This window comes from Paenibacillus sp. FSL H7-0690 (assembly GCF_037980415.1).
Lineage (GTDB): Bacteria > Bacillota > Bacilli > Paenibacillales > Paenibacillaceae > Paenibacillus_AQ > Paenibacillus_AQ odorifer.
The window spans coordinates 6,774,039-6,793,890 of record NZ_CP150281.1 but is presented as its reverse complement, the minus strand read 5'-3'; the positions used below and the strand labels follow the sequence as shown (position 1 = coordinate 6,793,890).

General features: G+C 41.8%; 20 protein-coding genes and 1 pseudogene. 14 read left to right on the top strand and 7 right to left on the bottom strand.

Annotated elements, in window-relative coordinates; genetic code table 11:
- Positions 1-44: 44 nt before the first annotated feature.
- Complete coding sequence (locus tag MHI32_RS29920; protein WP_076191566.1) at positions 45-626, bottom strand: TetR/AcrR family transcriptional regulator; 582 nt, start codon at positions 624-626, stop codon at positions 45-47.
- Between the two features lie 294 nt (positions 627-920).
- On the opposite strand from MHI32_RS29920, the gene MHI32_RS29915 reads away from it, so the two are divergent.
- The 7 genes and pseudogenes from MHI32_RS29915 (at position 921) to MHI32_RS29885 (ending at position 6,639) form a co-directional block, all read left to right on the top strand.
- Positions 921-2,108 carry an MFS transporter gene (locus tag MHI32_RS29915; RefSeq protein WP_076124378.1) on the top strand — a complete coding sequence of 396 codons (1,188 nt, stop codon included), beginning with the start codon at positions 921-923 and terminating at the stop codon, positions 2,106-2,108.
- A 75-nt stretch (positions 2,109-2,183) separates the two neighbouring features.
- Positions 2,184-2,468: an alpha/beta-type small acid-soluble spore protein gene (locus tag MHI32_RS29910; RefSeq protein WP_076179251.1), complete on the top strand. Its 285-nt coding sequence runs from the start codon at positions 2,184-2,186 to the stop codon at positions 2,466-2,468.
- 229 nt (positions 2,469-2,697) lie between these two features.
- Positions 2,698-2,910, top strand: a pseudogene (locus tag MHI32_RS29905) (YiaA/YiaB family inner membrane protein); the annotation flags it as partial.
- Positions 2,911-2,937: 27 nt separating this feature from the next.
- Positions 2,938-3,174 (top strand): YiaA/YiaB family inner membrane protein, encoded by a 237-nt coding sequence (locus MHI32_RS29900; protein WP_305953524.1) that lies wholly within the window; start codon positions 2,938-2,940, stop codon positions 3,172-3,174.
- Between the two features lie 248 nt (positions 3,175-3,422).
- The gene (locus tag MHI32_RS29895) at positions 3,423-4,499 is read left to right on the top strand and encodes an ankyrin repeat domain-containing protein (protein ID WP_076124213.1); all 1,077 of its coding nucleotides are present in this window, start codon (positions 3,423-3,425) and stop codon (positions 4,497-4,499) included.
- A gap of 118 nt (positions 4,500-4,617) precedes the next feature.
- Positions 4,618-5,535 carry an HPr(Ser) kinase/phosphatase gene (hprK, locus tag MHI32_RS29890; protein WP_076124211.1) on the top strand — a complete coding sequence of 306 codons (918 nt, stop codon included), beginning with the start codon at positions 4,618-4,620 and terminating at the stop codon, positions 5,533-5,535.
- A gap of 222 nt (positions 5,536-5,757) precedes the next feature.
- Positions 5,758-6,639 (top strand): SMI1/KNR4 family protein, encoded by an 882-nt coding sequence (locus MHI32_RS29885; RefSeq protein WP_076124209.1) that lies wholly within the window; start codon positions 5,758-5,760, stop codon positions 6,637-6,639.
- A gap of 452 nt (positions 6,640-7,091) precedes the next feature.
- On the opposite strand, the gene MHI32_RS29880 is transcribed toward MHI32_RS29885, so the two are convergent.
- Entirely contained in the window at positions 7,092-7,529 is a 438-nt protein-coding gene (locus MHI32_RS29880) for a MarR family transcriptional regulator (RefSeq protein ID WP_340011636.1), read from the bottom strand.
- Between the two features lie 121 nt (positions 7,530-7,650).
- On the opposite strand from MHI32_RS29880, the gene MHI32_RS29875 reads away from it, so the two are divergent.
- Positions 7,651-8,238 (top strand): NAD(P)H-dependent oxidoreductase, encoded by a 588-nt coding sequence (locus MHI32_RS29875; RefSeq protein WP_036682318.1) that lies wholly within the window; start codon positions 7,651-7,653, stop codon positions 8,236-8,238.
- Here the strand turns inward: MHI32_RS29875 and MHI32_RS29870 are convergent.
- A complete protein-coding gene (locus MHI32_RS29870; protein ID WP_076179247.1) occupies positions 8,197-8,538 on the bottom strand; it encodes a hypothetical protein in 342 nt (113 codons plus the stop codon). The genes MHI32_RS29875 and MHI32_RS29870 overlap by 42 nt on opposite strands.
- Positions 8,539-8,768: 230 nt before the next feature.
- Here MHI32_RS29870 and MHI32_RS29865 point away from each other — a divergent pair, with 230 nt between their 5' ends.
- A complete protein-coding gene (locus tag MHI32_RS29865; RefSeq protein WP_340011632.1) occupies positions 8,769-10,181 on the top strand; it encodes an alanine/glycine:cation symporter family protein in 1,413 nt (470 codons plus the stop codon).
- A gap of 67 nt (positions 10,182-10,248) precedes the next feature.
- Here the strand turns inward: MHI32_RS29865 and MHI32_RS29860 are convergent, their stop codons facing one another.
- On the bottom strand, positions 10,249-10,647 hold the full coding sequence (locus tag MHI32_RS29860) for a hypothetical protein (protein WP_340011631.1): 399 nt from the start codon (positions 10,645-10,647) through the stop codon (positions 10,249-10,251).
- A gap of 211 nt (positions 10,648-10,858) precedes the next feature.
- On the opposite strand from MHI32_RS29860, the gene MHI32_RS29855 reads away from it, so the two are divergent.
- The 3 genes from MHI32_RS29855 to MHI32_RS29845 all read left to right on the top strand — a co-directional run bounded on the left by MHI32_RS29855 (position 10,859) and on the right by MHI32_RS29845 (position 13,412).
- Complete coding sequence (locus MHI32_RS29855; RefSeq protein ID WP_076301519.1) at positions 10,859-11,425, top strand: TetR/AcrR family transcriptional regulator; 567 nt, start codon at positions 10,859-10,861, stop codon at positions 11,423-11,425.
- Positions 11,422-11,958, top strand: coding sequence for a DUF2798 domain-containing protein (locus MHI32_RS29850; RefSeq protein WP_036682312.1), 537 nt, complete (start codon positions 11,422-11,424; stop codon positions 11,956-11,958). Before MHI32_RS29855 ends, MHI32_RS29850 begins: the two co-directional genes overlap by 4 nt.
- A 272-nt stretch (positions 11,959-12,230) precedes the next feature.
- Entirely contained in the window at positions 12,231-13,412 is a 1,182-nt protein-coding gene (locus tag MHI32_RS29845) for a multidrug effflux MFS transporter (RefSeq protein WP_340011629.1), read from the top strand.
- Between the two features lie 100 nt (positions 13,413-13,512).
- On the opposite strand, the gene MHI32_RS29840 is transcribed toward MHI32_RS29845, so the two are convergent.
- From MHI32_RS29840 to MHI32_RS29830, 3 genes are all read right to left on the bottom strand, one after another.
- Positions 13,513-14,403, bottom strand: coding sequence for a diacylglycerol kinase family protein (locus MHI32_RS29840; protein ID WP_340011628.1), 891 nt, complete (start codon positions 14,401-14,403; stop codon positions 13,513-13,515).
- Positions 14,404-14,538: 135 nt separating this feature from the next.
- On the bottom strand, positions 14,539-15,522 hold the full coding sequence (gene guaC / locus MHI32_RS29835; RefSeq protein ID WP_036682307.1) for a GMP reductase: 984 nt from the start codon (positions 15,520-15,522) through the stop codon (positions 14,539-14,541).
- Between the two features lie 166 nt (positions 15,523-15,688).
- A complete protein-coding gene (locus MHI32_RS29830) occupies positions 15,689-16,297 on the bottom strand; it encodes a LysE/ArgO family amino acid transporter (RefSeq protein WP_076124191.1) in 609 nt (202 codons plus the stop codon).
- A 213-nt stretch (positions 16,298-16,510) separates the two neighbouring features.
- On the opposite strand from MHI32_RS29830, the gene MHI32_RS29825 reads away from it, so the two are divergent.
- Positions 16,511-17,689, top strand: a complete 1,179-nt coding sequence (locus tag MHI32_RS29825) for a hypothetical protein (protein ID WP_340011625.1) — start codon at positions 16,511-16,513, stop codon at positions 17,687-17,689.
- 215 nt (positions 17,690-17,904) lie between these two features.
- Positions 17,905-19,695, top strand: a complete 1,791-nt coding sequence (locus tag MHI32_RS29820; protein ID WP_340011624.1) for a hybrid sensor histidine kinase/response regulator transcription factor — start codon at positions 17,905-17,907, stop codon at positions 19,693-19,695.
- Positions 19,696-19,852 lie beyond the last annotated feature (157 nt).

Sequence of the window (19,852 nt, the reverse complement as noted above, 5' to 3'; positions counted from 1 at the left end):
TTAGGAGTACTATGGCGGGCATTGACTTAAATCAAGACTCTGAATCAATCAAGCGAAGTAAGTATCATTGTTATCGCGTTATCAACAAAGGATCGCTCCGGGCGGGATTTCAAGAGTACAGTAAGCCCAATTAGCGATACGATTAGTGCCTGTGCCAAGGCCTTCGCATTTACACCACCCTTAAGCTCACCTGATTGTATACCACGTTCAATAGTTTCTTGAAATATGACCGATAGATACATTTGGTGTTCTCTTGTAAGAATCTCGAATTTCTCATCATGAGGTGCTAGCTCAACCATTGTATTGATGCAAAAACATCCTCGGTTCACACTGCCTGCATACTCCTCCGCCACCACATCTTCAAAAAAACTACGAAAGACTTTTTTTACGGATGGATTGCTTTGAAGTTGGGCTCGGACACGGGAAGCATGGGACATCGTGTATTTACGTAGCGCAGCTTCGAACAATTCTTTTTTGTCTCCAAAAGCTGAGTATATACTGGGGCGTTGAATGCCCATTCTGGAAGTTAAATCGCTTAATGAGGTAGCCTCATATCCCTTCTCCCAAAATAGCTCCATAGCTGATTCTAATACTTTTTCCTCGTCAAATTCGCGGGTTCGAGCCATTATTAACACCCCTCGTTATATTTGATTTCAATAATTTATTACCGAACAGTATTTTATAATACTAGAACTAGTCGTCTATATTGTCAAATCAAAGTCGGTAGCATCAAATATTTATGTTGACAAACACCATTTTGTAAGATAAATTTACTGAGCATAATAACATACTGATCAGTATGAAATGTGTTTGCGATTTAAATTTAACAGAGAAAGGGTGTGTCCAAAATGCAGGGGACTAAAGAAAAGCTTTCGTCACAAGAGACGCATACGCCATCTGATTCTATTCATGCTTCCTCGATGCCTCGGTATATGACACTTTTGTTTGCCGTTGTCTGCGGGATGTCGGTTGCAAACATCTACTTTGCTCAACCGTTGCTTGATCATTTGTCGAAAGAATTTGGTATTGATTATTCAACCATTGGTATTCTTATTACTATCACGCAGATTTTTTATGCAGTAGGGCTGTTACTGCTCGTGCCACTAGGAGATTTACTGAATCAGCGCCGCCTGATTATCGGCCAGATGTTATTATCTGTGGTGGCTTTGATTATCGTGGGTACTGCCTCTTCCAGCACGGTACTATTCGTAGGTATGGCTTCAGTGGGACTACTCGCTGTTGTAACGCAGACGCTTGTTGCGTTCGCGGCGACAATGGCTGCCCCTGCCGAACGCGGGCGAGTCGTAGGCATGGTCACAAGTGGAATTGTGATTGGAATACTTCTTGCGCGATCCATTTCAGGAATACTTACAGATCTTGCAGGTTGGCGTTCCGTATACCTTTTTTCTGCTGCTTTAATGCTTTGTATGGTGTGTACATTATTTAGGGTGTTGCCAAATGTGAAACGTGAGGTAAAAACACTGTCATACGCTCAGCTGCTTAGCTCAGTGTTTATGTTGTTTGTACAAGAGAGAGTATTGCGTATCCGCGCTATTCTGGCTTTGCTGATTTTTACTGCTTTCAGTATTCTGTGGACTTCTGTGGTCTTGCCTCTTAGTGCTCCGCCGTTATCACTTTCACATACTGCAATTGGGGCATTTGGTCTGGCGGGAATTGTGGGAGCATTAGCTGCTGCACGGGCGGGAAAGCTAGCGGATCAGGGTCATGGACAGAGAACGACAGGCATAGCTTTACTTCTATTGTTGATTTCATGGTGGTTTATCAGTTTTACGGAGCAGTCGCTGTTGGCATTGGTCATTGGTATTGTTCTGCTTGATTTGGCAGTGCAGGCGGTGCATGTCACCAATCAAAGTATAATACTTACCTTGCGCATGGAGGCACGTAGTCGGCTCACCGCAGGGTATATGGTTTTTTACTCCATTGGAAGTGCTACCGGATCGATTGCCTCCACTCAAATATATTCTCACTATGGCTGGAACGGGGTATGTTGGCTTGGAGCTTCTGTTAGTGCTGTGGCTTTTTTATTTTGGGCTTTAACCTTGCGTGCTACGAATGCCGCGTTGCAACGGCGCCCTGCTTGGAAATAATCGGGGCAAGTCAATAAGGGTTGAGGTTCCGCTTTCCGGGCATGTTATTTAAAACAGGTTTGGGAGGGGATAAGGATGTCTAGAAGGAACAGGAAATATGCAGTGCCGGGAGCCAGCCGCGGAATGCAAATTTTTAAAGCGGAAGTGATGCGGCGCGAGGGGTATGATGTAGATCCGGAGCGGCCTGATGATGTGAAATACGAAGTTGCAAAAGAACTGGGTGTCCCTTTGGAGCGCGGTCAAAATGGTCATTTGAGCACAGAATCGGTGGGCCAGATCGGCGGTAAAATTGGTGGATCGATGGTCCGCGAAATGATTCGTCTCGCACAGCAGCAATTGGTGGATCAGGAAAGGCAGTAGCATTTTTCTAATTTATGTTGCAGAGATCGCGGGAGGCGGTTTTCGTCCTATATTGTATGGGACTGAGACCGTCCTTTCGGTGTTTGCGTTATTTTATATTTGTATAGTAAAAAAATTCCTGGAATTCCCTAAAACAACCTGATTCATGGTAGAATTTTACCGATGTTCCACGGTATAGTGGAGAAGGATATATCATCATTCAAGTCTGTAGTGGGAGAGGAATTATCAGATGAATCAGAGATATCGCAAACGCAACACGGCTGCTTTTACGGGGGCATCGTATTTTGCATTGGGGGCAGGACTTTTTCTATTCTGTTTGGGAGTGTACAACGACACTTGGGAGCTAAACGTAAAAGGGTATTATTTGCTTTGTATGGTGTTAATTACGATTTCCTGTATCGTTGTGCAAAAGGTGGTTAGGGACAATACAGAGGATAAAGAATTTCGTTTGGATAACCCTAAACACAGGATGAGAAACACAGGGGCCTTCACAATTATGGCTTTTGTGGGTTTGATTATCGGGTATGCGATGTTTTTTATTGGCCTTTACAATGCTCCATTTGAATTAAATGTAAAGGGGTATTACATAGCTGTTATTCTCTTGATTTCTTATAGCGCTATTGGCGTTCAGAAAGTGACGCGGGATAACGCGGAAGATAACGAGATTCTTGCCGAGCAAGAGGCGAGACGGGACATCCAAGGGTAAAGAGGAATATAGCCAGCTTTCTCGCTGGCAACAGCAGGCTGCTTCAACTTTACTTACCATCATAAATTGTAAACAGGAGCTTCGTGAATTTACGGAGCTTCTTTTTATTTTTTGAAATAGCAGCAATAATCTCACCGATCTGAACATTATGAGGACTATTTGTTAGAACAACATCCTTAGTTTGGATTGTTTTTTACTATACGGTTCTCTATACTCTTCATAATACTTGAAGTAGGAGTGGATAATAGATGATCCGTCTGAAGGATATAGGGAAGTTCGAGGAACTGCCGCAAATGGCCATGCATATTTACAAAGGAAATATTCCGGAATTAGAGGCTGCCATTAGAGCAGGCTGGGATATTGAAGAGGGCATCGTCCTTAGCAAATATACCACGTTAACCCCGTTAGATTTGGCGCTTATATCAGAGAGAATGGATGTCATAAAGCTGCTGGTACAGCACGGTGTAAATCTGAATGTGAAGAATAATCCGGCTTTTTTGCTCGCGGTTCGCTATTGTAAAGAAGATATCGTCCGCTATATTGCAGCACAAGGGGCCAAACTGGACAAGCTTAATCAGGTCAAGTCAGGTGCATATTCGCAGGCCTACTATGGCAACAAAAACAATATCCCGCTCATACATGAGCTAGGATTAGATATTAAGCAGCATGGTGGGGCTGTATTACGCAAAGCGGTGTCAGATCACGACCTTAAGACCGTTGCTTATTTATTGGATCATGGGGTGGACATTAATTACAACAATTCCGATATGGTCTATCCTTATCAAGCCACTCCGTTAACGGTTGCCACAAGAATGGGTAATCAAGCGATGGTACAATATTTGATTGAACGTGGCGCAGACGTTACCTTGGCGGAAAAAGATGGCGATCGCCCTTACACCATTGCTGTGAGCAATAAGAATACAGCTTTGGCTGACTTTTTGAAATCGTTAGAGCCGGCTGAATTTCATGATATCGAGAATAAGAAGTTTGAGCTGAGAAAATATAAATTGTCTGATGAATTGGTTAGCTTTCTTACTGGAACAAAACTGCGTCTTGAGCTAACACAAAATGAATATGAAATTAGATATATCGACTTTTTCACATTAACTGATACCATTGAAATAAAAATCGGCCGGCAAAAGCTGCTCCGTCTGTCAGCCGATATAGATAATTACTCTGATCTGCTGCTTATGTGGAATCCGAAGAAAAAAGGCCTGATAGGCTGTTACGACGTGGAACATCAGACGTACGCGGATTTATGTAGTTTTGCAGATTTTCTCACGCAACCGGAGATATACCTCATTAATTTTCTTGAAGGAACATAGTTGTTAATATCTCATGATCTGTCTATTTCTTTTGCAGGAATCATTCTATTCGTCGTTGAATATATCCCGGTAACCGTATTACGTATTCAAAATACGTAGCCACAGGAGGAGAACAACATTGAAATCGATTACCGTTCAAAGCCTTACGGAAACGTTTAAGCTGGAAGTGCTTGCGGGTGCTAGCTGCATGGACCGCGAGATCACTCGCTCTAAGACACATAGACCTGGCCTGGAGTTCGTGGGTTACTTCGACTTTTTCCCCATGAAGCGAGTACAAGTATTGGGCCGTAAAGAAATCAATTATCTGCTAAAGCTAAGCGTTGAGCAACGCAAGTTACATATTGGCAATATCGTTAAGTATCATCCCCCATGTTTTATTGTGACGACGGGTCAGCAGGAGATTCCCTATTTGACTTTATTCTGCGACCAAGAAGGTATACCACTACTTCGGACGGAAGAGACGACGTCAGAGTTCATCGCAAAGATTGATACTTATCTGGTGAAGGCGCTGGCGCCAGAACTTTCAATTCATGGAGTGTGTGTGAACGTGTCTGGTATAGGTGTCCTATTGAGAGGCAAGTCCGGGATCGGAAAAAGCGAAACCGCTCACACGCTCATTAGAAGAGGCCATCGGTTTGTGGCCGATGATGTAGTTGTGCTTAAGAAGCTGGGACCGGCGACGCTTCTCGGCACGCATAATGAAACGACCCGTGAATTCCTAGCGCTGCGCAGTATTGGTCTGATCAATGTTGTACGGCAGTACGGGCGTAGAGCTTTTCAGGAAGAGACACGAATTGTACTCGACATCGAGTTGTCACCATGGCGGGAGAATTCCTTGAATAATGAGCTCGAAATCGAACCCCAGTTCACAGAATATCTTGGCGTGCAAATTCCGCATATTGAAATTCAGCTTCAGCCTGGCCGCGACGTGGCTGGCCTGATCGAGGCGGCTGCGAACAATTGGTACCTTAAGCAGCTTGGCTATAGTGCCGTTGAAGAGTTCCTGCAGAGGATCGAAAACGGGATGCAGTCGTAAAGGCAGGATAGAAAGCAGCAATTATAGTTACCATAATTAAAATGGTTTTCTGTATACGAAAAACAGACCGCAGATAAACGCTGCGGTCTGTTTTTCACAGCAAAAAGGGAAGTTGCTTTTTGATTGATAGGGCTAGGACATGCGTTATTGGCTGGGCATAGGTTAGAAATGGTATAATTTCTAATAGGTATTTTGAGTGATCGTTAATAGGAGGTATTAATGATGAGTGATGAGTTATTGGCAAAATTGGATGAATGGCATGAGGAAGATGAATTTCAAGAAATCGTGGATGCAATCACGGAAATTCCTGAAGAGGAAAGAGATTATGTTCTAACTAGTCATTTGGGCAGGGCGCTTAATAATCTCGGGCAATATGAAGAGGCTTTAGAGCAGTATTTGAGCATTGAAGATGAGGGTGAAGGTGACCCGCTCTGGCATTACCGTATCGGGGTTTCTTATTATTATCTGAAAAGATATGACGAAGCTTTAAAAGCGTTTACGATTGCCGATCAGCTGGAACCTGATGATGAAGACACATTGGAGTTTCTGGGCTGGATCAAACGTAAATTGGCTAAAAAAGCTGCGAAAAAGCCTGTAAACAAACCTGCTAAGAAGCCTGTAATAGCGTTGGATACCACTAATTTCTGGGATGACAGCGAGTATGCGTTCTCAGAATATATTTCTGACCCGCCTTCAGATGCATTGATTACTTCAGTACAAGAAGAGCTGGTCTTTAAGCTGCCTGCTTCCTATGTGGATATGATGAAGTTACATAATGGGGGAATTCCTCATAACAATCGTTATCCGATTCCGGGAACAGGAGAATTTATTACGATTTCTGGTATCCTCGGAATTGGACGAGATAAGAATAAGTCGCTGTGTGGAGCTTCAGGCAGCCGGACTGTGATTGAAAATGGACGTTATCCTGAAGTTGGTGTGGTGATCTGTGATTGTCCTTCTGAGAATGAAGTGGTGATGCTGGATTACCGCGAGTTCGGGAATGATGGCGAACCTGAGGTTATTCATGTAGATCGGGATAACAAATACAAAATCACACGTTTGGCTGACAATTTTGAGACCTTTATCAGCGGACTGGTGAAATAGTCTATTTCGCTGGCTAAGAATACTTATAATCAAATCAAGGCATTCCTTAAGAGGAGTGCCTATTTCTATTAGGGGATTATTAGGGAAGCGTCTTTCGGACTCAGCTGACCTTAAATGCAGCTTTTTCGCATATTTGGAATGCCAACGGACCGCATAGCAGCTATTGGCATAAAAAACACCCAATATGAACCCGATTCATAGGAATAGCGTCGCTGGAGTCCGAAATTACGCACAAAAGGCTAAAAACATGCCAATAACGTCATCTGGGTCCGAAAGCCTCAGTGGACGAGTGCGATTCGGCGATTTAGCTGAAGGTGAGGCTGATTCGATTTCGTTAGGTTTTAACTAGCCAATAATCGGTCTTGAGTCAGCTAACCAACGACCCAAAACACAGAGCAGCGGTGCTCCCATTAATGGGGGAACCGCTGCTGCTCTGCTGTCTTTTTCTCGGATCATTGCTGGGTGTTAAACACCTTAGATTGCAGGATATCGATGGCATGGTTAATCTCGGCTAATTCCTCTGGGGGAACCTCTTTAATCCGGTTCAGAAAACGTTCACCGATCCGTTCAAAAGCTTCGTTCATCATCGCTTGTCCAGCATCAGACAGCCGAATCATTTGCTTACGCCGGTCCTCGGCGACATCAAGCTTCTCACACAGGTTTTTTTCTGTTAATTTCTTGAGCTCACGGCTGGTATTCGGCATAGAGATATTCTTACAATCGCTGATTTGGCTGAGGGTAACAGGCTGGCTAACCGCAATATATTCCAGAATACTATATTGAACGGGCGTAATGCCTTCCGGTCTAACATCTTTGGTAAAGTCAAATGTTACTTCATGGACTGCTGTCGTAAAGGTAACAATTTTCTGAAAAAACGCTTGTTTGTCCATAAGGATCACCTCTTATTGTAAACCTTAACAAAATAATTATCATAATACAATTATCATTTGACAACTAAATAACGGTTGTGATACCATTTTGTTATCAAATGATAATTAAAGAGGTGGAGCAATGAACGTTTTAGTCATCTATACACATCCGAATCATAAAAGTTTAAGTTATGCTTTTTTCAATAAAGTCATTCAGGGAAGTAATGAGAATCAAAAGATCACGAAGATAGAGGTCCTTGATCTTTACGAAGAGCAATTTGATCCTGTGCTGGTATTTAATGAAAATAAACGTAGAAGAGACATGCATATCGATCCCAAGCTAGAGAAGTATCGGGAGCAGATTCGTCAGGCCGATAAAATTGTGTTTGTGTATCCAATCTGGTGGGGACGTCCTCCCGCGATGTTGCTCGGTTATATTGACCAAATGTTTGCTTCTAATTTCGCTTACAGAGAAAAGGGTGGTCTCATCCCCGAAGGGCTGCTGAAAGGAAAGTCTGTGGTTTGCATTTCCAGCATGAAGGGGCCGACCCTTTATCCTTTATATTGGCTGAATAATTCCCATAAAGTGCTGATGAGAAAAGCACTATTTCAATATTGTGGCATCAAGAAAGTGAAGTTTTTCGAATTTGGGAATATGGAGAGTCCAAAAGGGAAACATGATAAGAAGTTAAATCAGGTGTACCAATATTTTAAAGCTGTGGCTAATTAACACCTCGAAAATATCTGCTCTATGATTATTCGAGATAACCCCGGAAATGGATGTCTCAAGCGATCCCATAGTTGGATGGTCCAAAACAACGGTGGGATCCTTATCTTTTTGACTAGCCAGAACGATTTTATTTTTGCTGGCTAGCTCATGATAGAGGACAGCCATTTCTTCAATATCTTTTGCGGCTAATAAGGGCACTAGTTGTGCTGCTGATGTTATAGCTTCGTTCCTCGTTCGTCTTGAAATCAAATCAAACCAAATGTTCTCCACGATATAAATACGCGCATACATTGTAGTCATACATTTCTTCCACAAGATGCTTTTTCATTTTTTTATAATACCTAGATTAATCTAAAGGAGCTTGTGAGCTCAGATGAAGATGGAGAAATAGCTCTCACACCGGTGTAAGGTATGGTGTTGCTGGCTAATTTTTTTTGTTGGCTTTTGAAATAAGGGCTGTTATATTTGAAAATACTATGTAACTTAAGGTTCAGCAACTGGGTATCGACACAATGGAGAGGCGGATTCACATGCAACAAATGTTAGACAGTATGATTAGCGCAACAAATGACTTTCTTTGGTCAAAAATTTTGGTGGTTCTGCTTATTGTTTGTGGAATTTATTTCACCATTCGATCGAAGTTTGTTCAGTTTAGCATGTTTAAAGAAATGTTTAGGGTTCTTAAAGAGTCCAATGAAAGGTCAAAAGATTCCATTTCGTCGTTTCAGGCTTTCTGTATCAGTATGGCAGCAAGGGTTGGGACAGGGAATATTACAGGGATCGCAATTGCTATCGCAATAGGTGGACCAGGGGCTGTTTTTTGGATGTGGGTCATAGCTATTATTGGATCAGCGTCCGGATTTATTGAAAGTACTCTGGCACAGGTGTATAAAGTGAAGGACAAGACTGGATTTCGTGGGGGTCCCGCCTATTATATGGAGCAAGGCCTGAAAAAACGTTGGATGGGCGCGGTATTTGCGGTTTTGATCACGTTATCCTTTGGTCTTGTATTTAATGCAGTTCAATCCAATACGATTACAGTGGCCTTTGAGAATTCATTTGGCACTAATCGGGTGATTCTTGGGCTTGTAGTTGCTGCTGCTTTTGCGGCTGTTATCTTTGGTGGGGTTAAACGTATTGCTAGAATGTCCGAATATATTGTAGTGGTAATGGCAGGGATCTATATTGGGGCTGCTGTTATTATTATGTTAATTAATATTACGGAAATACCGGCGATTCTGGCGCTTATTGTGAAAAGTGCTTTTGGATTTGAACAAATCGCAGGGGGATCTTTTGGGGCAGTCATTCTGCAAGGGGTGAAACGGGGACTATTCTCCAATGAAGCGGGAATGGGTAGTGCTCCGAATGCTGCGGCAACTGCAACAACTAGTCATCCGGTGAAACAAGGGCTGATGCAAGCGCTGGGTGTACTTACAGACACGTTACTTATTTGTTCGAGTACTGCTTTTATTATCTTGTTATCCGATGCGTATAAACAGCCAGGGCTGGATGGAATTAAGCTGACACAAGCGGCATTAAGCGAACATATTGGTTCGTGGGCCTCGGGATCCCTAGCGATCATGATTTTATTGTTTGCTTTCAGTACGTTAATCGGAAATTATTATTATGGTGAGACCAATATAGAATTCTTGAACTCCAATAAAAAAGTATTACTATTCTATAGATACAGCGTCTTGGCGATGATTATTTTTGGCTCCGTAGCTAAAGTTCAATTGGTATGGGACTTGGCTGATTTATTTATGGGCTTCATGGTCATCGTGAATTTGATCGCTATCCTTTTGTTATCTAAAGTGGCCTTTGCCGCCTTGCAGGATTATAAGCGCCAGAAGCGGGCAGGGAAGGACCCTGCCTTTTATAAAGATAGCATAGAGGGTCTGGAAAACGTGGAGTGTTGGGACAATTCTTCAGACATAAAAACATAGTAGGGTAAGTATTTGCGGGCTCATGAAACTGAGCCCTTTTTGCTGTAGGCACTTAAATGTCTATGCATTATTTGTTGAGAATTTCTTCTATGATTTGTTTTGACTCTGTTTTAAACTGCTCAATATTTTCGCTTATAAGCAGCACTTTTTTATTGTCCAATAGGATATATGAAGGGTAAGTGTTGATCTTCAAATCCTCTTTTAAGCGGCCCCCCTCTTTCGAATCTTTTTTGATAACACCTGCTTTGCTGATAGAAGTCATATTTTCCTTGTAAATATCCTCAAGCTCTTTAGTTTGCTCAAAAAAACGATCGTTCTCCGATAAAATTAGGATTGAAAAAGATTTATTTTCTTGAGTAAGGTATGGCGTCAAAAAGTCATCTTTTTTCTGATTACCATTACAAGCTGCGATAAAGATTAAAGTAATCAAGCTTATCAGCATAATTACTAAGGCGTTTTTTTTCATATATACACCCTATTCTTTTTTATTCATAACGACAATTATGTTTTGAACTCCACATTAACTTCTAGACTTACTAGATCATATCCTGTTTTCAGTTATAAATGAAAATAATGAAATATTTTTTGAAAAAAAGCAAAAAAGACTTACATTAATCATTTTTATATTGTTATAATAACAAACAGACCGGTTGGTATGTTAGGGGGAGTACGTTATTGTGGATACAAAATCGCTAATGATTGAGACGGCGACACTTCTTTTTCAGCAAAAAGGATATAAAAATGTAGGCGTGAATGAAATTTTAAAAGCCTGTAATGTGACCAAAGGAGCGCTTTATCATCATTTTCCAAATGGAAAAGAAGAACTATTAATTGCTTGTTTAAAGGGCTTAAATGAAGCAATTACGATAGATATTGAGGATATTTTTAAAAAGCATCCATCGACGTTAGAAGCTATACAATCCATGATCGACAAGTTAATTCACAACTTAGAAACTGAGGGCACGATTACCGGATATACCTTTAGCAGTATTGTCAGTGAAATGGCTACGGTGAGTGAACCTGTCCGCCAGGCATGTAGCTTGCTCTATGAGAACATGGAACGAATATACTGCGATAAGCTTGTAACTGAAGGTTATTCGCAGGAATCAGCCTCCGAGATGGCATTGTGGATGACGGCTTCGATCGAAGGGGCGATGATGTTGTGCCTAACGCAAAAATCCACAACTCCCTTAAAAACTATCGCCAAACTATTACCGACAATTTTGAAAGGAAGTACATCATGAATCAAGAAGCAAGATTACCAAGAAACGGCAAGGAGGGGGCATTATATGGTGCAATCATTTGTACACTGACGGTACTGTTTATGTCCTCAATAAATATCATTTTAGGGGTTGGAGAATTTAATGGTGAGGTTGCCTTAACGATTCTTAAGGTGTTTCCGATCATTTGGGTAATTGTCATGATTATTGAGCCTGTTGTTATTGGCCGTATTGCCGAAAAGCTGACAGCTACATTCACACAACCTACAGATAGCTTCAACGCCAAAATCCTATTCCGTATCTTATTCACCGTACTAGGAATGTCATTTTGTATGACGTTTATTGGAGACATTATCGGAAACGGGTTGAGTTCTCAAACGTTTAATCACTTCTTAGCCAATTGGCCAAGAAATTTCCTGATTGCACTGTTCGCTGAAAGTATATTGATACAGCCGTTTGCAAGATTTGTGATGGTAAAGCTACATGCTTCTCAGGACAAAAAGAAATCCAGCGCTGTTGGCGTAACTATACATGGATTATCAGAACAAAATTCCTAACCTAAATAAGCTCTCAGGCGAAGCGATTCGTTTGAGAGCTTTTCTATTACCGTGTATAATGATGTTTTGGCTGAATAATTGAAACTCAAATCTTTGCCCGATATCTTTCGGGTAAGCCCTCCTATAAAACCATGAAAGCATAACAATGAAAGGTGATTTTCTAACATGATGATCTATAGTCGTCTTGCCATAATGATGCCCCCATTTCCCTAGCTAGGCTCATATTCTTGTAGTTGTTCGAGGATATAAGCTTGTAGGAGGGCGAAAATAAGATGAAAAAATATGCAGCACCATCGTTACTTTTAATGATTGTTCTTGTGGCTTTTCCGCAAATTAGTGAGACGATTTACACTCCATCGTTACCGGATATCGCAGTAGCACTTGGGGCCACCAATAGTTCTGTACAGTTAACGTTAAGTATGTATTTTATTGGATTTGCTTTAGGAGTTTTTAGCTGGGGTTGGTTGTCTGACTTCATCGGGCGGAGATCTTCCATGCTGGCTGGACTTCTTGTATACGGTATGGGAAGCTTGATGTGTTTTTACTCAGAATCCATTCATTTGCTGTTAGTCAGCAGGTTTATACAAGCGTTTGGAGCAGCAACAGGTTCGATTATTACCCAAACCATTCTTCGTGAGAGTGTCTCCGGGAATAAACGGCATGTTATGTTTGCCCAAATCTCGGCGGTCATTGCTTTTACTCCCGCAGTAGGTCCGTTAATTGGCGGATGGGTGGATCAAGCTTTTGGTTTTCGAGCGGTTTTCTTTACATTAGTAATGATGAGTGTGTTGTTATTTATGTATGCTTTTTGGAAGCTGCCAGAAACCACTGATGTTTCCATGAGAAAAAAGGTGGCTATTCTGCCTATAGTCAAAAAAATGCTCGCATTGCCACGTGCATTGGTGTTTGGGTTACTAATTGGAGGCATTAACGGAATCTTGTTCAGCTATTATGCTGAAGCTCCTTTTATATTTATTGAACACTTTCAGATTTCGCCAGGAGTCTATGGTTTTCTCGGCATTATTGTGGCTTTGGCGTCGATTGTAGGCGCAATGATCTCCAAAAGATTATTAACCCTCTATGCCCCAGAAAAAATAATCCATATCGGCTGTCTAGTAATGGCGAGCGGAGCCTTGCTATTAACAATCGCAAGCAGTCTTGACTCGCTGCCGGATATGATAGTGATCGTATGTATTCTAATAACACTGTTTGTCCTATTAATGGGTGCAGGGATTGCTTTACCTAATTGTCTAAGTCTTGCTCTTGTTCAATTTCAGGATGTTGTAGGAACAGCAGGTGCGATATTCAGCTTGGGTTATTATTTGCTTGTTAGCTTGGCGACGTGGGGAATGAGCGCTCTCCATAATGGTTCATTACTGACGATGCCTATTTATTTCTTAGGGATTAGCGGCGGAATGTGGTTATTAGGCAAAAAATTTATTGTAGTGGAATAGAAATAACTTCTTAGTCATTTGATTAGTAAGATATGGATCGGGGCGTCCATAAATTAAGGGCAGTCTGGAACTTTTTGAGTTCCGGACTGCTTTTTGTTTGTTAGTCCACTTCTGGCACAATGACTTGGATATGACGAGGGAGAACACTTAGCGTAATAGGCAAAGTTGGACCTTCTTCGCCATCTACATTGGTTCTTACGGTTTCTGGAGAGCTTACACTTACATTGTGGGCTGTGAAATAGACAACATCTTTATGATCCTTGAGGGTACCCAGCAGTAAAGATATACTGGCTGTAATGGTATTGAATATACTGAGGTCCAAAATAATAAAACAATGAAGCAGACCGTCGTCAACCGCAGCATCCGGTATTAGATTCTCGAACCCGCCGACTGAGTTGGTTAATACGGCGAGAAAGAGTAAGGAATCTCCTTGCCACATTTGTCCATCATGGTGAATGACAAGGGGGTGGGCTGTAGGGCTTGTAAGTTGTTTAAGACCTTCTTTTAAGTATGCCAATGAGCCGAGTTTGGTTTTATCTTCGGAGGATACAGAGGATAATGCTCCGGCAATTGAACCTACAGCAACCACGTTGCCGAATAGGCGGTCATTTAAGCGACCGATATCTACTGTTTTTAAATTTGAGGAGGCAAGGGTTTGAATGGCTATTTCGGGATTCAGTGGAATTTGTAATGCACGGGCGAAATCATTAGCCGTTCCTAAAGGAACCACACCTAACTTTGGGTGGTGTTCCTGATCGATAAGACCATTAATGGTCTCGTGAAGCGTGCCATCCCCGCCGATGGAGATCACCAGATCATAACCTTCCTCACAAGCAGCGATGGAATAACGAGTGGCGTCTAGTTCTTTTGCCGTCTCCTTGATCGTAACGGAGTAGTCTTTATCACTTAGAACTCTTGTTGCATATCTGACATATTGGCTGGCTTCTTCTTTGCCGGAGGAGGGGTTAATAATAATCATAGCTTGCCGCATAAGGATAATCCTCTCTATTGTGATCTAGTAGGAGTTTATTCTTACCATTACCCCAAAGTAGACCGGCAGAACTCGTTCTCATAAAAAAAGATGAGCAAGATTGACCTAAGTCATCCTGCTCACCTGTTTGTTCAATTAATAGACTTTATCTCCATTAAAAATGGAGTTCTTAACGATAACGTAATCCACATTACGGATAGCCTCTAACTTATTGCCACCTGCATAAGAGATAGAGGATTGAAGATCCTGCTCCATTTCTCTTAGGGTTTCTGCTAAAGCCCCTTTATGCTCAACCGCAATTTTTTTACCTTCGACGTTCTTCTTTTCACCTTTTTGGTATTCTGAAGCGGAGCCAAAGTATTCTTTATAGAGCTTCCCAGCGATTTCAATGGTTTCACCCGGAGATTCCTCATGACCGGCAAATAGTGAACCAATCATGACCATAGAAGCGCCAAATCGTACCGATTTAGCAATATCACCGTGTGTGCGAATGCCACCATCGGCAATAATTGGCTTGCTTGCAGCCTTGGCACACAAGCGTAGTGCAGCTAACTGCCAGCCGCCTGTACCGAATCCAGTTTTGATCTTAGTGATACATACTTTCCCTGGTCCAATCCCAACTTTAGTAGCATCAGCTCCAGCGTTTTCTAATTCTCTAACGCCTTCAGGTGTTCCTACATTTCCTGCAATAACAAAACTGGCAGGCAGGTATTGTTTAATATGTTTGATCATCCGAATAACTGCTTCGGAATGGCCGTGTGCAATATCAATTGTAATGAATTCCGGAACCAGCTGTTCTTTAGATAATTGTTCTACGAAATCATACTCTTCTTCCTTAACTCCGACGCTAATGGATGCGATTAATTCACGGGAGTGCATGTCTTTGATGAAAGACGTACGTTTCTCCGGTTCAAAACGATGCATAATGTAGAAATAGCCATTTTGCGCCAAGGAGATAGCGATCTTCTCATCAATGATGGTTTGCATGTTGGCAGGTACCACCGGCAATCTAAATTTATGCCCACCGAGGGTGACTGATGTATCACACTCCGAACGGCTGTTTACGATACATTTTGCAGGAATTAATTGAATATCTTCATAATCGAATACTTCTTTCATAATTTACACCTCTAAATGCGAACATTATAGTATTTTGGTTTGTTAATTGTTCGTCCAAATTGTAATGTACCTCATTCTGCGCCGTAAGTCAAAATTCTAGTACATTATGGTGTAAATTGGACATAATTATACGGCAAATTGGTGTACAGCATTCTTTTTCCTCCATTTAAAAAAGCTTGAAGGCAATATAAGCAGCAACGATCCAAATAATGATCGCGGAGATCTTATTAATAATCCGCATGATTTTGCCACTTGAGTCGATTTGTCCTACGGTTTTTCCGGCTACAGCCAGCCCAAAGAACCAAATCCATGACACTAGGATAGTCGCGCCAGCAAATACAACTTTGTCTACGCCTGTGTAACTAAGTGAGCTAGTGCCGATGACGCCAATAGTATCCAAAATCGCATGTGGATTTAATAAAGAAACGGACAGCGCGAACAGGATTTGTTTTTTGGAGGATAGAGGCGTTGCGTCTTGCGCTGACGATGTAGGTGTACTTTTCCAGATAGACCATCCCATATACAAAAGAAATAAAAGTCCTACAGCAAATAAAGCGGTCTGCAGAACGGGGATGGCAAACACAAGGACTGAAACACCTAATACGGCTAATAGAATAAGCAGGGTATCGCATAAAGCGGCTGTAACAATAACGGGAATGGCTTTTTTAAAATGTGGCTGCGAGGCCCCTTGGTTAAATACAAAGACATTTTGTGCGCCAAGTGGAAGAATTAATCCAAAGGCCAGTGCAATGCCATGAAGTAGTGCGGCTAACATAGTTTATTATTCCTCCGATAGTGTTCATACTTTATAGAATTTGCTGTCCTATTGGTTTAATTGGTCTACTATAATTTTATGGACAAATAATATGTACTATCATACAGTCTGTGTTTTGATTTAAAAAGCTGCTTAATATAATCTTGTTGTCCCTTAGAAAAGGTAGTAAAGTAACAGAATGCATACTATATATGGAAAGAAAGGTTGATATTTTTGAAAAAAGGAATATTTACAGGGTTGGTTGCTCTCTTGTTGATGACTACAAGTACGGTGACCTCTGGCACTGTAGAAGCTGCAGCAGCAGTAACCAAATTACCGAATGCCCAATGGAGTCAGCTGAATGTTGTGGGAGAGCTGGAGAGTGTGGAAGGCAATCCTATGGAGGTTACTAAATTAAACACAGTGTATCTACACACCAAAGAAGAGCATGCTACTCAAACTAAGATATGGTTAGTGGATACGCTGAAATCATATGACACACAGACTGGAAAGCTGAAGTGGTCGGTTAATTTTGCAGACCCTGGTACATCGATGTTTCGTGAATCCAAAGAATATTTAGTGTCACCAGATGGAACGCTATACCTAACTTTTACAGATAATCTTTCTCCTGACGCAACTCAAATCTACGCGGTGGGAGCTGACGGGAAACGGAAATGGAAGGTGAATTTATCTCAAGCAGAGGGATACTTGTATAGACTTGATAACGGCAATTTAGTCTTTGCATCCCGAGGACAGTTTGATGGTTCCGGTAATTATTCTGGGTCCCTAACCTTAATTAATAAAAATGGAACTAAAATAAAAAACGTAACTTACAAAGGGACGGTAGCAGGGAAAGGGAATCGTATCCTCATTCAAACAAATTACGGAAGTGGGAAAGGCTCGCGAATCCAGGCTCTTGATTCTTCGCTAAATTCAGTATTTACATACCAGTTGCCTGCGGATTCGTATACAGAAGTCGATTACAACGAGGTGCTCACCGATGGAACCGTACTAATTCGGGCTAATCTTCCCAAAACAGGGAACCGACTATTTGGTTTTGACTCTAAAGGTAAATTGCTGTGGGGTAGAGATGTCGCAGGTAATGCTGTCATATCATCCCTGGGAGAGGTATATGGGATTTATGCCAATGGGAAGCTGTCCTTATATAATGTAAAAGGATTGGTTAAGTCAGTAGCCCTACAAGATGAGACGGAATTTTTTGTTTCGTTGTATCAATTACAGGATGGTAATATTGAGCTTAGCTTTCCTGGTTCTGCAACATATATTTTAAATCCTAAAACGCTCGCAGTAGATTATACTTTCAGGCTGAAGGATGATTTTAATTTCAATTATGTGGGGAATAGCGTGGGATATGTAAAGACAGACAAAGGATTTTCAAGAATTAAGTTTTAAGTCTTGGTATTAAAGAATATGATTGATCAAGGATGCCTCCCTAAATGGGTTGGCATCTTTTTTACGTTAATGCTAAGTATACAAGGGTAACTATTCACTAATTACACCATTAGTAAAAATGTCATCTCAACTCATGACTTTTTGTAACTAGTGAGCCCTTAAGGGGTTACACTATAATAAAGATTAAGTCAGCAGAGTATATAGGGGGAAATGCCTTGTTTAATCTGGTCAAACAGTGGTTCTGGTACGATTGGCTCGTCCTCCTGTTTCGGATTTGTTTTTCTACTTCTTTTTTGGTCACCATGTGTTATCTTTCGGAGGATTTTACGATTCCTTTCTGGATCGCGTTTGTTTGGGGCGTGGTCTCTTTTTCTGTGCCTTGGTTTTGTTTGCAGCTGCATTACAAGTATTATCTGATCGCGGAGATCCTTTTTTCGGGTGGGCTTTGTTTATATTTGGCTGCTTTGTTTCCTGAATCGTACGTAACTTTTCTGCCTATCGCTTTTATGATCGCCAGCAATAGTGCACAGAAGTCCTATCGTTGGGCAGCTCCGATCACGGTCATTTTGATTCCAATTATGTTATCTAGATTGTCACAACAAATGGATGCTGTATCGATGATTGTTAACATGGGTTTGGTGTATACGCTTGGGTTCGCTTTTCATTTACTGGTGGTGAATCACAAGCAGGGCAGAATTATTAAGGAGCAAAATGCTGTTTTAGAGCAGTACATCTCGCAAGTTGAACGTATGACACTTCTGGAAGAACGAGATCGTTTATCCAAAGATCTGCATGATACGGTGGGGCATTCTTATACTTCAATTATTATGGGGCTAGAGACTTTACGTTCGGAGGTGAATACTTCTGAAGGAGAGCACAAAATAGATGCCTTGTTAAAGTTAACCCGCAATGGCTTGGATGATGTTCGGCGATATTTGCACCATGTGGGCGCTTCGGAGGATTCATTGACGCTAATGCAGTCCCTGCAGAAATTAGTGGATGATTTCCAGACCTTCTCCAAGGTTAAGATTCGCTTAAGAACATTCGGAGAGCCGTATACAGTATCTAAGCAGGCCCAAATGACATTATACAGATGTTTGCAGGAGTCGATAACCAACGCTGTACGTCATGGTCAAGCCAGTGAAATTGTCATCAGCTTACATTATGAAGAGAAGCTGATTCGGCTGGATGTGCAGGATAATGGATTAGGCACTGAAGATTTAAAAGCAGGATTTGGTGTGAATGCGATGAAGGAGCGTGCCTCCAACTTGCAAGGACAAGTGTATTTCTACTCTAAGCCAGGGGAAGGGACCTTAGTGACCTGCAGTTTACCAAGGCTTGAAGAGATACAGGAGGAAACGATTCGTTTATTGCTGGTAGATGATCAACCCTATATCCGGGATAGTCTGCGAATTATTCTAGAGCAGGAGCCGGATTTTGTGATCAATGGGTTAGCTGAGAATGGTGAACAAGCGATAAGCTTCTGCGAGCAGGAACAACCTCACGTGGTGCTGATGGACTTAAATATGCCGGGCATGGACGGTGCGGAAGCGACCAAGCTTATTAAGCAAAAGTGGCCAGGGGTACGAGTGTTGATCCTGACTACTTTTCAAGAAGCAGATATGGCAGTCGAAGCACTGCAAAACGGGGCAGATGGCTACTTGTTAAAGTCTACCGAGCCGCAGGAGCTGTTCGAAGGAATTCGTCTCGTACATCGGGGCGTAAAGATGATTACACCCGATATTACGAATGTATTAATTGATCACTATGAGATGCATCCAGCTTCAGAGGCGCCACCGACAGAGAAGAGTAATGAATATGGACTGACTCCGCGTGAGCTGGAGATTCTAGAATGCCTCTCGAAGGGAATGCGTTATAAATCTATTGCCGCTAAACTATATCTGTCCGATGGAACGGTGAGGAATTACGCGTCCACCATCTATGCCAAGCTCGGGGTACGAAACCGTGAGGAGGCAGTCGAGAAGGCTTTTGGCATTTCGGATTAATCCTGACCGAAGTATTTGAAGTTGATGAGCACCTTATTGTTTGCTTTCCCTTGTGGGAGTAGGCAGTAGGGTGTTTTTTTTGTCATATGACATTATGGCACTGGTCGATTTTACACCAAAAGCACTAGCATAGGAGGTACTTAGAAATGAACAATTT

Coding starts and splice junctions, on each gene's coding strand:
- MHI32_RS29880 (WP_340011636.1), bottom strand. CDS start 7,529: ATGGACAAACAAGCGTTTTTTCAGAAAATTGTTACCTTTACGACAGCA.
- MHI32_RS29910 (WP_076179251.1), top strand. CDS start 2,184: ATGTCTAGAAGGAACAGGAAATATGCAGTGCCGGGAGCCAGCCGCGGA.
- MHI32_RS29920 (WP_076191566.1), bottom strand. CDS start 626: ATGGCTCGAACCCGCGAATTTGACGAGGAAAAAGTATTAGAATCAGCT.
- MHI32_RS29830 (WP_076124191.1), bottom strand. CDS start 16,297: ATGTTAGCCGCACTACTTCATGGCATTGCACTGGCCTTTGGATTAATT.
- MHI32_RS29895 (WP_076124213.1), top strand. CDS start 3,423: ATGATCCGTCTGAAGGATATAGGGAAGTTCGAGGAACTGCCGCAAATG.
- MHI32_RS29900 (WP_305953524.1), top strand. CDS start 2,938: ATGAGAAACACAGGGGCCTTCACAATTATGGCTTTTGTGGGTTTGATT.
- MHI32_RS29860 (WP_340011631.1), bottom strand. CDS start 10,647: ATGAAAAAAAACGCCTTAGTAATTATGCTGATAAGCTTGATTACTTTA.
- MHI32_RS29875 (WP_036682318.1), top strand. CDS start 7,651: ATGAACGTTTTAGTCATCTATACACATCCGAATCATAAAAGTTTAAGT.
- MHI32_RS29870 (WP_076179247.1), bottom strand. CDS start 8,538: ATGACTACAATGTATGCGCGTATTTATATCGTGGAGAACATTTGGTTT.
- MHI32_RS29915 (WP_076124378.1), top strand. CDS start 921: ATGCCTCGGTATATGACACTTTTGTTTGCCGTTGTCTGCGGGATGTCG.
- guaC (WP_036682307.1), bottom strand. CDS start 15,522: ATGAAAGAAGTATTCGATTATGAAGATATTCAATTAATTCCTGCAAAA.
- MHI32_RS29865 (WP_340011632.1), top strand. CDS start 8,769: ATGCAACAAATGTTAGACAGTATGATTAGCGCAACAAATGACTTTCTT.
- MHI32_RS29850 (WP_036682312.1), top strand. CDS start 11,422: ATGAATCAAGAAGCAAGATTACCAAGAAACGGCAAGGAGGGGGCATTA.
- MHI32_RS29840 (WP_340011628.1), bottom strand. CDS start 14,403: ATGCGGCAAGCTATGATTATTATTAACCCCTCCTCCGGCAAAGAAGAA.
- MHI32_RS29845 (WP_340011629.1), top strand. CDS start 12,231: ATGAAAAAATATGCAGCACCATCGTTACTTTTAATGATTGTTCTTGTG.
- MHI32_RS29885 (WP_076124209.1), top strand. CDS start 5,758: ATGAGTGATGAGTTATTGGCAAAATTGGATGAATGGCATGAGGAAGAT.